This is a genomic window from Variovorax sp. 10N412, from assembly GCF_056394985.1.
In genome coordinates this window covers 163,548-176,402 of the sequence record NZ_JBFTIO010000006.1, presented here as the reverse complement: position 1 = coordinate 176,402, position 12,855 = coordinate 163,548, and the positions used below count along the sequence as shown (strand labels likewise).

The window sequence follows — 12,855 nt, the reverse complement described above, 5'->3', positions numbered from 1 at the left end:
GATCCGCGGTGTTCTCGCAAAGACCCCTCGACTTCAAACCTGATCACTCACACAGAGCGCCCACCATGACGATCAAAGACTTCGCCTACGACCACCCCGACCGCGACGTGGCGGCCTTCAAGCGCGCGGTGGCCAACAAGCTGATCTATGCGGTCGGCAAGGACCCCGTCGCCGCCAGCCAGGACGACTGGCTCAACGCCACCTCGCAGGCGGTGCGCGACCAACTGGTCGAGCGCTGGATGATGACCACGCGCGCCAACTACGCGCAGGACCTCAAGCGCGTGTACTACCTCTCGATGGAGTTCCTCATCGGGCGCACCTTCACCAACGCGCTGCTGGCCGTGGACCTGTTCGACACCGTGCGCGAGGCGCTGGCCGACTTCGGCGTCGACATGGACGCGCTGGCCGAGCGCGAGCCCGATGCGGCCTTGGGCAACGGCGGCCTGGGCCGGCTCGCGGCCTGCTTCCTCGACTCGATGGCCACGCTCGGCGTGCCCGGCATGGGCTACGGCATCCGCTATGAATACGGCATGTTCCGCCAGCAGATCGTCGGCGGCCAGCAGGTCGAGACGCCCGACTACTGGCTCACGCGCGGCAACCCCTGGGAGTTCCAGCGGCCCGAGGTGAACTACCGCGTGCGCTTCGGCGGTCGCGTGCAAAGGCGGGAAGGCACCAACGCTCCCTACGGCGCGGCCGACTGGGTCGACACCCACGACGTGCGCGCCGTGGCCTACGACACCATCATTCCGGGCTACGGCACGCAGGCCACCAACACACTGCGGCTGTGGTCGGCGCGCGCCACCGAGGAAATCGACCTCTCGGCCTTCAACCGCGGCAACTACATGGGCGCGGTCGAGAGCAAGAACCAGTCGGAGAACGTGTCGCGCGTGCTCTACCCCGACGACTCCACGCCCTCGGGCCGCGAACTGCGGCTGCACCAGGAATACTTCTTCTGCAGCGCGAGCGTGCAGGACCTGCTGCGCCGCTACCTGCGCAGCCACAAGACCTTCGACCAGTTGTCCGAGAAGGTCAGCATCCACCTGAACGACACGCACCCGGTGCTCGCGGTGCCCGAGCTGATGCGCCTGCTGCTCGACGAGCACGGCCTCGACTGGGACACCGCGTGGGCCCACACGCAGAAGGTGTTCAGCTACACCAACCACACCCTGATGCACGAGGCGCTGGAAACCTGGCCGGTGGAGATGCTCGGGCGCATCCTGCCGCGGCACCTGCAGATCATCTACGACATGAATGCGAAGTTCCTCGCCACGGTCACGCAGAAGGCGGGCAACGACGTCGAGCTGCTGCGCAGGCTGTCGCTGGTCGACGAGGCCGGCGAACGGCGCGTGCGCATGGCCTACGTGGCGGTGCTGGCGAGCCACTCGATCAACGGCGTGTCGGGGCTGCACTCGGAGCTGATGAAGCAGTCGATCTTTGCCGACTTCGACAGGATCTTTCCGGAGCGCTTCAACAACAAGACCAACGGCGTCACGCCGCGCCGCTGGCTCGCGCAGGCCAACCCGCCGCTGGCCGGGCTGCTGGACCAGCGCATCGGCAAGGGCTGGCGGCGCGACCTGTCGCAGCTCGAGGCGCTCAGGCCGATGGCCGAGCAACCGGCCTTCGTGCGCGCCTTTCGCCACGCCAAGCGCGAGAACAAGCTGCGCCTGGCCAACTGGGTCGAGCAGAACCTGAAGATCGACATCGACACCGACGCGATGTTCGACGTGCAGGTCAAGCGCATCCACGAGTACAAGCGGCAACTGCTCAACGTGCTGCACGTGGTGGCGCGCTACCACCGCATCCTGGACGCGCACGCCACGGGCGCGCCCATCGACATCGTGCCGCGCGTGGTGGTGTTCGCGGGCAAGGCGGCGTCGGCGTACGTGATGGCCAAGCTGGTCATCCGGCTCATCAACGACGTGGCGAGCACCATCAACGCCGACGCGCGCGTGGGCAAGCTGCTGAAGGTGGTGTTCCTGCCGAACTACAGCGTGAGCCTGGCCGAGATCATCATGCCGGCGGCCGACCTGTCGGAGCAGATTTCCACCGCAGGGACGGAAGCCTCGGGCACCGGCAACATGAAGTTCGCGCTGAACGGCGCGCTGACCATCGGCACGCTGGACGGCGCCAACGTGGAAATGCGCGAGAACGTGGGGCCGGAGAACATCTTCATCTTCGGCAACACGACGCCGGAGGTGGCGGACATCCGCGCGCACGGCTACCAGCCGCGCGACATCTACGAGCAGAACGCCGAGCTCAAGCGCGTGCTCGACGACATTCGCGACGGCGCGTTCTCGGCGGGCGAGCCGGCGCGCTACCAGGGCATCTACGACGCGCTGGTGAACTGGGGCGACCACTACCTGCTGCTGGCCGACTACGTGAGCTATGTGGCCAAGCAGGGCGAGGTGGACGCGCTGTACCGCGACTCGGACGCGTGGACGCGCAAGGCGATCCTGAACGTGGCGGGAATGGGCGCGTTCTCGTCGGACCGCACGATCGCGCAGTACGCGCACGAGATCTGGCACACCAAGCCGGTGGTGCTGGGCTGAGCCGCGACACGGGGCCTGCCGCGGTGGCGGCCTGCTGAACAGACTTTGACATTGCGTGGGGCCGCCAACGCCCTGAGAGGGATTTCCCATGACACGCTTTGCGATGAAGACTTTCACCATGGCACTGCTGGCCGCCCTCGCGCTGGGCCCCGCCGTCCATGCGCAGAAGAACACGCCGCAGCAGCGCACCTGGCGGCGCAACACCCAGGCGGGGCAGGAGGTGCGCATCTTCACCTACGTGCAGCACCGCTCGGATTGCTCCCAGGGCCCCGATCCGCGCATCACCCTGCGGACACCGCCCGCGCACGGCACCACGGCCGTGCGGCCGGACACCGTGGCCATCGGCCCCTCCCGGTTCGGTGCGACCGATTGCAGCGGCCGCTCGCTGTCAGGGCTGGGCATCTGGTTCGTGCCGGAGCCGGGGTTCAGCGGGAGCGACCAGTTCGACTACGACGTGCAGTTCACGAACGGCGTGGCGCACGACACGGCGATGGTCGAGGTCAAGCCCTGAGCCTTCAGGGCGGGCCGACGGCGCTCAGCGCTTGACGGAATCGGTGGCGGGCGGCGGCGCGTCGGTCACGAAGCCGATGCGGCTCAGCCCCGCCTTGTTCGCGATGCCCATCAGCGCCACCACCTTGCCGTAGGGCACGGTCTGGTCGGCGCGCAGCTGCACCTCGGTGTCCTTGCTGTCGGCCGCGGCCTTCTCGAGGCGGGTGGCCAGTTCTTCGTCGGTCACGGGCTGGTCGTTGACGAAGACCTTGCCTGCGGCATCGACCGCCAGGCTCACGAACTTGGGCGCGTCGTTGGGCTGGCCCGCGTCGGTCTGCGGCAGGTCGAGCTTGATCGAACTGGCCATCAGCGGCGCGGTGATGATGAAGATCACCAGCAGCACCAGCATCACGTCGACCAGCGGCGTCACGTTGATGTCGGACAGCGGCCGCTGCGCGCCCGCGCCCATGGCACGCCCGCCGCCTCCGGCGCTGCTGCCCAGTGATGTGCGTCCAAAGGCCATGGTGCGGCGTGCCTTGCCTGCCTAGACCGGCATCGGCCGCGCGGGCGGCGGCGCTGGCGGTGCCGGCGGGGTGCCGAAGCTGCCCAGCAGGTCGTGCGCGAAGCCTTCGAGTTCCGCTTCGATGCGGCCGATGACGCGGCCGAACACGTTGTAGGCCAGCACGGCGGGAATGGCCACGGCCAGGCCGAAGGCCGTCATGACCAGCGCCTCGCCCACGGGGCCCGCCACCTTGTCGATGGTGAAGCCGCCGGTCTGGCCCGCAATGCCCGACAGCGCACCGTAGATGCCCCACACCGTGCCCAGCAGCCCGACGAAGGGCGCCGTGGCGCCGACGGTGGCAAGCACGATCTGGCCTGCCTGCAGCCGGCGCAGGGCGCCATGCAGGGCGTCGCGCAGGACGCGCGTGAGCCGCTGGTTGCGCTCGACCGTGGCGCCGAGCGTGCCATCGGGCGCGCTGGTGGCCACGCCCTTGATGGCAGACACGGCGGGCGAAACGAGCACGGCCTTGTCGAAGCCCTTGAGCTTCTGTTCGGCGTCGGCCAGCGTGGACGACTGCCAGAACGCCGCGATGCTGCGCAGCACGTCGCGCGTACCGCCGCGCAGCAGCCAGGCCTTCCAGAGAATGATGACCCAGCTCGCGATCGACATCGCAAGCAGCAGCGCGGCCACCGAACGGCTGACGCCGTCGCCATGGGTCAGCAGTTCCAGCACGCTCATCGGCGGTCCTTTTGTTTAGCGAAGACCCGGCATGTCTTCAGCGAAGACCGAGCACGTCGTACATGTCGAACAGGCCGGCGCGCTGTCCGGCCAGGAAGCGCACCGCGCGCAGGCTGCCCTGGGCGTAGGTGACGCGGCTCGACGACTTGTGGGTGATTTCGATGCGCTCGCCCGTGCCGGCGAACAGCACGGTGTGGTCGCCCACGATGTCGCCGCCGCGGATGGCGGAGAAGCCGATGGTCGAGGGGTCGCGCTCGCCGGTGATGCCCTCGCGGGCGTACACGGCGCATTCCTTCAGGTCGCGGCCCAGCGCGTCGGCGATGACCTCGCCCATCTTGAGCGCGGTGCCCGAGGGTGCGTCGACCTTGTGGCGGTGGTGCGCCTCGATGATCTCGATGTCGTAGCCGCTCGACATGGCCTTGGCCGCCATTTCGAGCAGCTTGAAGGTGACGTTGACGCCCACGCTCATGTTGGGCGCCATCATGATCGCGATGTCTTTTGCGATCTCGGCGATCTCGGCCTTCTGCGCGTCGCTGAAGCCGGTGGTGCCGATGACCGCCTGCACGCCGAGTTCACGGCACACCGCGAGGTGCGCGAGCGTGCCTTCGGGGCGGGTGAAGTCGATGAGCACCTGCGCATCCTTCAGGCCGGCACGCAGGTCGGACACGATGGACACGCCGCTGTCGAAGCCCAGGAAGGCGCCGGCGTCGGTGCCCAGGGCCGGGCTGGCCGCGATGTCGAGTGCGCCGGCCAGGCGCAGGTCGGGCGCGTTGCGCACGGCCTCGATCAGCATGTGGCCCATGCGGCCCGATGCGCCGGCAATGGCGATGCGGCGCGCGCCGGAAGCGGAAGGGGAGGAGGCGGAAGTGGATTCGGTCACGCGGATTCAGTCATGCAAAAACACGGGGAACACGGGACGGGCACTGCCTGGCTCGGCGGGCGCCGCCCGCTACGGCTGTCTGTCTGGCTGCTGGCGCGTTTCAGCGCGCGGCTTCGAGCGGGGGGTAGGCGGCCGGCAGTGGCGGGAGCGAAGCCTGCGCACCGGCGGTATCGCCCTTTTTCTCGTCCTTGGAAGGGGCGAACTTCTTGAGGTCGTCTTCCGACGCCTCGAGCGGGGGCACCTTGCCGGCTTTCTTGCGGGTGTCGAGCGTGGCGACGAAGTCTTCTTCGCTCGGCATCTCGTCGCCTTCGAAACGGTCCATCAGTTCGCCGTTGAAGAACACCGTCAGGCGGCGCTCCTGCGGGTCGACGCCCTGGCGGCGGATGGTGAACACGTAGTCCCAGCGGTTGTTGTGGAAAACGTCGCTCAGCAGCGAGGTGCCGAGGATTTCACGCACCTGCTGGCGCGACATGCCCGGCTTGAGCGCCGCAACCTGTTCCTTCGACACGAAATTGCCCTGCACCACTTCGACCTTGTAGGGCGTGACCGCGGACAGCGCGCTGCGCGTGCGATCGCTGAAACCGCTGCAGGCACCCAGGCAGAGCGTGGCGGCCACGGCGGCGACCAGCAGCCAGGAACGGCGTTGGAGAATGGCAGGCATGGGAGGAAAAGGGGGTAGCGATATGATCGGCCATTGTAGCGGCTGCCCCTTTTCCGGGGCCTTTGCCGCAGCCCAGGGCGCAGGAACCAACATGGCCAACATCGACGAACTCAAGAACACCGGCCTCAAGGCCACACTGCCACGCCTGAAGATCCTCGAGATCTTCCAGACCGGCAGCCAACGGCACATGACGGCGGAAGACGTGTTCCGCGTGCTGCTCAACGAACGCTCCGACATCGGCCTGGCCACGGTCTATCGCGTGCTGACGCAGTTCGAGCAGGCCGGCATCCTGGAACGCAGCCATTTCGAGAGCGGCAAGGCAGTCTACGAACTGAACGAAGGCACGCACCACGACCACCTGATCTGCACCTCGTGCGGCAAGGTCGAGGAGTTCTACGACGCCGAGATCGAACGCCGCCAGCAGATGATCTCCAAGGACAAGGGCTGGATCCTGCAGGACCACGCCATGTCGCTCTACGGCCTCTGCGGAGACTGCGTCAAGCAACGCTGAAGCCGCGCGGTTGAAGCCGCGTCAATCCTGCCCGGTTTCCATCGCCTTGTGGTGGCGCGCCACGAAATCGGCGTAGGTGTCGATGCCGCGCAGCTGCAGGATCGAATTGCGCACCGCCGCCTCCACCAGCACGGCGATGTTGCGCCCCGCCACCACCTGGATGATCACCTTGCGCACCGGAATGCCCAGCACGTCCTGGGTGAGCGGCGCGGAAGGCATGCGCTCGTAGTCGCGCTCGAAGCTGTCGCGGCGCACCAGGTGCACGATGAGCTTGAGCCGCATCTTGCGGCGCACCGCCGTCTCGCCGAAGATCGCGCGGATGTCCAGCAGGCCGATGCCGCGCACCTCCAGCAGGTTGAGCAGCAGGTCGGGACAGCGCCCTTCGATGGTGTTCTGGTTGATGCGGTACAGGTCGACCGCGTCGTCGGCCACCAGGCCGTTGCCGCGCGAGATCAGCTCCAGCCCGAGCTCGCTCTTGCCCAGGCCCGACTCGCCCGTGATCATCACGCCCATGCCCAGGATGTCCATGAACACGCCGTGCATCGAGGTGCGCTCGGCGAAGTGCTTGGACAGGTAGGCGCGCAGCAGGTCGATCACGAACGCCGACGACTCGCGCGTGGCAAAGAGCGGCAACTGGGCGCGCTCGCAGATCGAGAGCAGTTCGTCCGGCGCGGCCTGGCCGTCGGCCAGCACCAGCATCGGCGGCTCCAGCGTGACGATGCGCGCGATGCGCCGGGCGCAGTCCTCGGGGCTGCCACGCGTCAGGTAGGCCACTTCGCGGGCGCCCAGGATCTGCACACGGTACGGGTGGATGTAGTTGAGGTAGCCGACCAGGTCGGCCGCCGATTGCGCGCGGCTGATGACCTCGGGGTCGAACTGGCGTTCTGACGCGCCAAGCCCTGCGAGCCATTCCCAGCGGAGCGAGCCGCGGAACTCCTCGAACATGGCATCGGCGCTGATGACGGTCGGCTTCATGCGTTCAGGCACCGGCGCACGGGCGCCAGCATTGCGTTGGAGTGACGGAAAGAGCCGCGCAGCTTATCAGCAGCCGCGCGTGCCGACGCATGCGCTCAGGCGACTTGCGTGGATTGCCAGCCGGCAATGAGGCCGTGCAGCACGGCCGCGTCGGTACTGGACTTGATCTGTTCGCGCAGGCTGGCGTCGCTCAGCAGCTCGGCGATTTCAGACAGGATTTCGAGGTGCTTCTGCGTGGCCGCTTCGGGCACCAGCAGGAAGATCAGCAGCGCGACGGGTTGTTCGTCGGGTGCGTCGAACCCAATGGGGTTGGCCAGCTGGAACACGGCGGCCATCGGCGCCTTCAGGCCCTTGATGCGGCCATGCGGAATGGCAACGCCGTGGCCGAGGCCGGTGGAACCGAGGCGCTCGCGCGCAAACAGGCTGTCGGTGATCAGGGCGCGTCCCAGCCCATGAAGGCTTTCGAACAGAAGGCCAGCTTCTTCGAAAGCACGTTTCTTGCTGGTAGCGTCAACGCTCACAAGCACTTGGGCGGGCGGCAGGATGGACGCGAGGCGATTCATGGTGGGTGCAGAGCGGGGGCGATTATGCACCCGGTTGGTAAAAACCCCCAGTCCCTGTATTTACTTTTTATCTACATGTTGCCCGCAGGCCCCTTGGCGCCTGGGGCGCCTGCCAAAGCCCTTGCGTGACAGTCGGAAAACAAAAAGCCGCCCGGAGGCGGCTCTGTGAGTGGAGCGCGAGGCGCCCGATCTACATCAGGCGCTTGGGCGCCGCGTGATGGTGATCCTGCAGGCGGTCCTTGTGGCGCACCACCTGGCGGTCCAGCTTGTCGACCAGGTCGTCGACCGCGGCATAGAGATCAGCATGGCTCGATTCGGCGAACATGTCGCTGCCCTTGACGTGGATGTTGCATTCCGCCCTTTGGCGGCGTTCCTTTTCCTTCTGCTTTTCCACCGTGAGGATCACCTTCACATCGACCACCTGGTCGAAATGCCGGGTGATCCGGTCCAGCTTGCTCGTGACATAGGTCCGCAAGGCAGGTGTGACGTCGAGGTGATGGCCGCTGATCGTCAAATTCATGAATGACCTCCTGGAATTGACGGTTGGGGAAATGGCCGCGCTCCGGAATGAAGCGTGGCCGGGGGAACTGGTGTGCGTGGGAAAGAAGGGGGAGAAAGGGGGGAAGAAAGAGAAATGAGACAGAAATTGGAGCGGTCGATTCACTATGCCCAAGCTGTCACGGGATTGCAATACCAGGGCTGCCCGCAGCGCAGCACGGTTTTCGCGCAGCTTTTCACATGCTCATCAATCCATAGCAATGCAAGCGCGCGGCGCAGGCCTCGCCGGCTTTTTGCGCAGATGTGTGTCAGGGCGAAAAACCCGGTGACCCTGCCGCCGGCAGGGCCGGCCGGTTCAGCGCCAGGCCGCGCGCATGCGGTTGCGCAGGTCGATCACCGCGCTCGGCGGCGGCACCGCCGGCGGACGTTCCGGCGGGGGCGGCCAGGTCTGCTGCTCGAAGCCTGCGAGGTCGGCATCGGCGATGAAGCGCGTGCGGTTGGCGTACAGGTGGCGGTCGCCGCGCGCCGCCTGCTGCGTGATGTGGAAGCGCTGCGGCACCAGCAGGTGCAGGTGGTCGCGCGCCCGCGTCATGGCCACGTAGAGCAGCCGGCGCTCTTCCTCCAGCTCTTGCGCGCCCTGCGCCACGTCGGCCGGCATGCAGCCGTCGACCACGTTGAGCACGTGCACCGAATTCCATTCCTGCCCCTTGGCCGAATGGATGGTCGAGAGGATCAGGTAGTCCTCGTCGAGCAGCGGCGGGCCCGGGCGGTCGCTGGTGGCCTCGGGCGGATCGAGCGTGAGTTCGGTCAGGAAGCGCTCGCGCGAGCCGTACCCCGCGGCCAGCCGCGCCAGCTGCTCCACGTCGGCGCGCCGCACGCCGGAGGTGTCTTCGTACAGCCGCTCCAGGTGCGGCAGGTACCAGTTCATCGCCACCTCAACATCGGCCGGCCAGGGCAGCGACGGCGCGCGCAGGGCGGCATACGCGTCGGCGAACTCGGCCCACTGCGCGCGGGCTGCGGAAGGCGGCCCGAAGTCGCGCACCGCCGCCGCCGGGTCGGCCACCTTGTCCATGGCGTCGAGCAGCCGCGCTCCCGTGGCGGGCCCGATGCCCGGAATGAGCTGGGTCACGCGAAAGCCCGCCATGCGCCCGCGCGGGTTCTGCGCAAAGCGCAGCACCGCGAGCAGGTCTTTCACGTGCGAGGCTTCCAGGAACTTGAGGCCACCGAACTTGACGAACGGAATGTTGCGCCGCGCCAGCTCCAGCTCGAGCCCCGCGCTGTGCGACGAGGTGCGAAACAGCACCGCCTGCGACTTCAGCGCCAACCCGCCCTCGCGGTGCGCCAGCACCTTGTCGGCCACCCAGCGCGCCTGCCCTGCCTCGTCGGCCACCAGCACCAGCATCGGCTTGCCGGCCGAGGGCTTGTCGGTCCACAGCGTCTTGGCGTGGCGCTCGGCCGCCTGCGCGATGACGCGGTTCGACACGTCGAGGATGGGCTGCGTCGAGCGGTAGTTGCGCTCCAGCGTGACCACGCGCGCGGCCTGCGTGAACTGCGAGGGAAAGTCGAGGATGTTGCGCACCGTGGCGCCGCGGAACGAGTAGATCGACTGCGCGTCGTCGCCCACCACCGTCACGCCGCGCCCGTCGGGCTTGAGCCCCAGCAGGATCGACGCCTGCAGCAGGTTCGTGTCCTGGTATTCGTCGATCAGCACATGGTCGAAGCGTGCGCCCATCTGCGCGGCCAGCGCGGGCTCGGCGGCCATTTCGGCCCAATAGAGCAGCAGGTCGTCGTAGTCGAGCACGTTCTGCTGCTGCTTGGCCTCGACGTAAGCGCCGAACAGCTTCTTGAGCTCGGCCTCCCACTCGGCGCACCAGGGAAAGGACTCCTTGAGCACCTGCGCCAGTGGCGCGCGCGTGTTCACGCAGCGCGAATAGATCGACAGGCAGGTGCCCTTGCGCGGAAAGCGGTTCACGGTGGACGACAGCCCGAGTTCATGGCGCACCAGCCCCATCAGGTCTTCGGCGTCGCCGCGGTCGTGGATGGTGAAGTTCTCGTCCAGCCCGATCTGTGGGGCGTATTCGCGCAGCAGCCGCGCGCCGATGCCGTGGAAGGTGCCGGCCCATGGCAGCACGGGCGGCGCTTCGGACTTCAGCCCGAGCACCCTGGCCAGGACCTGCCCGGCGCGGCGCTCCATTTCCTGCGCGGCCCGGCGCGAGAAGGTCAGCAGCAGCAGGCGCTGCGGATCCACGCCGCCGGCGATGAGGTGCGCCACGCGGTGCGCCAGCGTGCTGGTCTTGCCCGAACCGGCGCCGGCAATGACGAGCAGCGGCCGTTCGTCGCGTTCGACGACATGGGTATCGGCCTCGCCGATGGCGGCGCCCACGCCATGCTCGACCGCCGCACGCTGCGCCTCGTTGAGTGTCGACAGTGCGGCGGCCAGGCGCTCGGCCTGGGTCTTCGGTGCGGCGGGAAAAGCAAGGGGCGCAGCGGTCTGCATGCGCCCGACTTTACTGTATGTCCGTCCAGTTCGACCGGCGGCCGTCATATGGCCGGTGACATAATCGCGGCTCGCTGCAACCGGAGATTCTTCCCATGGAAACCGCCCCGTCTCGGCAGCTTTCAACTCCCTTTCACTGACCCGCTTTTCGCGCGCGTCGGGCCCGGGAATTGAAAGCGCCCCTCCCCTCCCCCGCCCCACGTTTCAGTCAGTCACACCCGGGAGTGAGCCCATGCTCAACATCTTTACGCTCGCCAACGGCCGCCTCGTCCAGGAAGAGATCGAGTCGCTCGAAGAGCTCTCCAAGTTCCACCCGATCTGGGTCGACCTCGAGTCGCCCACGCTCGAAGAGAAGCGCTGGATCAAGCAGTACTACGGCCTGTCGATTCCCGAAGACGCGATGGACGAGGACATCGAGGAATCGGCCCGCTTCTACGAAGAAGACAACGGCGAGCTGCACATCCGCTCCGACTTCCTGATCGACGACGACGAAGACCCGCGCACCGTGCGCGTGGCCTTCATCCTGAACCAGCACAACACCGACCTGCGCAGCCGCGGCGTGCTGTTCTCGATCCACGACGAGGACGTGCCCGTGTTCCGCCTGCTGCGCATGCGCGCGCGCCGCGCGCCGGGGCTGATCGAAGACGCGAAAGAAGTGATGCTCAAGCTCTTCGACGCCGACGCCGAGTATTCGGCCGACACGCTGGAGAACATCTACGACGAGCTCGAGGTCGCCGGCAAGAAGGTGCTCTCGGGCAACGTCAGCGACGAGCTGGCCGGCGAGGTGCTCGGCGCCATTGCGCGGCAGGAAGACTTGAACGGGCGCATCCGCCGCAACGTGATGGACACCCGCCGCGCCGTGAGCTTCATGATGCGCAGCAAGATGCTCAACGCCGAGCAGTTCGAGGAAGCGCGCCAGATCCTGCGCGACATCGAGTCGCTGGACAACCACACGGCCTTCCTGTTCGACAAGATCAACTTCCTGATGGATGCGACCGTCGGTTTCATCAACATCAACCAGAACAAGACCATCAAGATCTTCTCGGTGGCCAGCGTGGCGCTGCTGCCGCCCACGCTGATCGCGAGCATCTACGGCATGAACTTCAAGTTCATGCCCGAGCTCGACTGGGCCATGGGCTACCCCTACGCCATCGTGCTGATGGCGGCCAGCGCGCTGGTGCCGATGTGGTACTTCCGCCGGCGCGGCTGGCTCAAGTAGCCGCGCTGTCTTAAGAAGGCAGCGTGGCCAGCCACGCGCCGACCAGCGCCAGGCTGTAACGGCTCGCGACCACGGCGACGAAGCGCGCGAAGTCGCCATGCGCCGCGTCGTCGGCCCGGTCGGAAATCGTGCGCATCGCCGCGAAGGGCACGCCGTAGTCGTGGCACACCTGCGCCACCGCCGCGCCTTCCATCTCGACGGCCAGCGCGTCGGGCAGCTCGCGCTGCAGCGCCGCGCTCTCGGCCGTGGTCGACACGAAGCGGTCGCCGCTGACCAGCAGGCCGCGATGCACCTTCGGCGACGACAGGCCGAACTCGTCGACGCCGGCCTGCCCGATCAACGCCACCGGGTCGCGCAGCACGCCCGTGGCGACATCCGACAGCGCGTCGCTGATCGCAGCGTCCGCCGCAAAGCGCGACAGGCCCATCAACGGCACCTCGTGCTTCGGAAAGATCGGCGAGGCGTCCATGTCGTGCTGCAGCAGTTCGGTCGCCACCACCACGTCGCCCACGTTCACGCCCGGCGCCAGCCCACCCGCCACACCGGTGAACACGATGGCTCGCACGCCGAAGCGCTCCAGCAGCACCGTGGCCGTGACCGCCGCCGCGACCTTGCCGATGCGCGACAGCACCGCCACGACCGGCTGGCCGTGCAGGTGACCGACCCAGAAGTCGCGCCCCGCGACACGCACGCGCTGCTCGTCGGGCATCTGCGCGAGCAGCGCGCCCAACTCCTCATGCATGGCCGCAACGATGGCGACGGGTGCGGCCACG

13 protein-coding genes are annotated in these 12,855 nt (G+C 67.4%); 4 read left to right on the top strand and 9 right to left on the bottom strand.

All coding sequences use genetic code 11. The features are described from left to right. Positions 1 to 65 precede the first annotated feature (65 nt). Positions 66 to 2,549: a glycogen/starch/alpha-glucan phosphorylase gene (locus AC1DJH_RS16715; protein ID WP_472125830.1), complete on the top strand. Its 2,484-nt coding sequence runs from the start codon at positions 66 to 68 to the stop codon at positions 2,547 to 2,549. An 88-nt stretch (positions 2,550 to 2,637) separates the two neighbouring features. Beyond that, positions 2,638 to 3,060, top strand: a complete 423-nt coding sequence (locus tag AC1DJH_RS16710) for a hypothetical protein (protein ID WP_478186424.1) — start codon at positions 2,638 to 2,640, stop codon at positions 3,058 to 3,060. 24 nt (positions 3,061 to 3,084) lie between these two features. On the opposite strand, the gene AC1DJH_RS16705 is transcribed toward AC1DJH_RS16710, so the two are convergent. From AC1DJH_RS16705 to AC1DJH_RS16690, 4 genes are all read right to left on the bottom strand, one after another. Continuing rightward, positions 3,085 to 3,561: an ExbD/TolR family protein gene (locus AC1DJH_RS16705; RefSeq protein WP_478186423.1), complete on the bottom strand. Its 477-nt coding sequence runs from the start codon at positions 3,559 to 3,561 to the stop codon at positions 3,085 to 3,087. Between the two features lie 21 nt (positions 3,562 to 3,582). Further along, the gene (locus AC1DJH_RS16700) at positions 3,583 to 4,278 is read right to left on the bottom strand and encodes a MotA/TolQ/ExbB proton channel family protein (RefSeq protein ID WP_478186422.1); all 696 of its coding nucleotides are present in this window, start codon (positions 4,276 to 4,278) and stop codon (positions 3,583 to 3,585) included. Between the two features lie 37 nt (positions 4,279 to 4,315). Next, on the bottom strand, positions 4,316 to 5,158 hold the full coding sequence (gene dapB, locus AC1DJH_RS16695) for a 4-hydroxy-tetrahydrodipicolinate reductase (RefSeq protein ID WP_472125841.1): 843 nt from the start codon (positions 5,156 to 5,158) through the stop codon (positions 4,316 to 4,318). 100 nt (positions 5,159 to 5,258) lie between these two features. After that, complete coding sequence (locus AC1DJH_RS16690; RefSeq protein WP_472125844.1) at positions 5,259 to 5,819, bottom strand: outer membrane protein assembly factor BamE; 561 nt, start codon at positions 5,817 to 5,819, stop codon at positions 5,259 to 5,261. 91 nt (positions 5,820 to 5,910) lie between these two features. On the opposite strand from AC1DJH_RS16690, the gene fur reads away from it, so the two are divergent. Further along, positions 5,911 to 6,330, top strand: a complete 420-nt coding sequence (gene fur, locus AC1DJH_RS16685; protein ID WP_435438959.1) for a ferric iron uptake transcriptional regulator — start codon at positions 5,911 to 5,913, stop codon at positions 6,328 to 6,330. A 21-nt stretch (positions 6,331 to 6,351) separates the two neighbouring features. On the opposite strand, the gene hprK is transcribed toward fur, so the two are convergent. From hprK to AC1DJH_RS16665, 4 genes are all read right to left on the bottom strand, one after another. Next, positions 6,352 to 7,305 (bottom strand): HPr(Ser) kinase/phosphatase, encoded by a 954-nt coding sequence (gene hprK, locus AC1DJH_RS16680; RefSeq protein ID WP_108141382.1) that lies wholly within the window; start codon positions 7,303 to 7,305, stop codon positions 6,352 to 6,354. Positions 7,306 to 7,400: 95 nt separating this feature from the next. Then, complete coding sequence (locus AC1DJH_RS16675; protein WP_124458504.1) at positions 7,401 to 7,868, bottom strand: PTS sugar transporter subunit IIA; 468 nt, start codon at positions 7,866 to 7,868, stop codon at positions 7,401 to 7,403. 190 nt (positions 7,869 to 8,058) lie between these two features. After that, positions 8,059 to 8,388: a ribosome hibernation-promoting factor, HPF/YfiA family gene (gene hpf / locus AC1DJH_RS16670; RefSeq protein WP_435438958.1), complete on the bottom strand. Its 330-nt coding sequence runs from the start codon at positions 8,386 to 8,388 to the stop codon at positions 8,059 to 8,061. 333 nt (positions 8,389 to 8,721) lie between these two features. Continuing rightward, a complete protein-coding gene (locus AC1DJH_RS16665; protein ID WP_478186421.1) occupies positions 8,722 to 10,863 on the bottom strand; it encodes an ATP-dependent helicase in 2,142 nt (713 codons plus the stop codon). A 232-nt stretch (positions 10,864 to 11,095) separates the two neighbouring features. On the opposite strand from AC1DJH_RS16665, the gene corA reads away from it, so the two are divergent. Further along, complete coding sequence (gene corA / locus AC1DJH_RS16660) at positions 11,096 to 12,082, top strand: magnesium/cobalt transporter CorA (RefSeq protein ID WP_435438956.1); 987 nt, start codon at positions 11,096 to 11,098, stop codon at positions 12,080 to 12,082. Between the two features lie 10 nt (positions 12,083 to 12,092). Here corA and AC1DJH_RS16655 read toward each other — a convergent pair whose 3' ends face one another. After that, complete coding sequence (locus tag AC1DJH_RS16655) at positions 12,093 to 12,854, bottom strand: 5'-methylthioadenosine/adenosylhomocysteine nucleosidase (RefSeq protein WP_478186420.1); 762 nt, start codon at positions 12,852 to 12,854, stop codon at positions 12,093 to 12,095. Position 12,855: the final 1 nt, after the last annotated feature.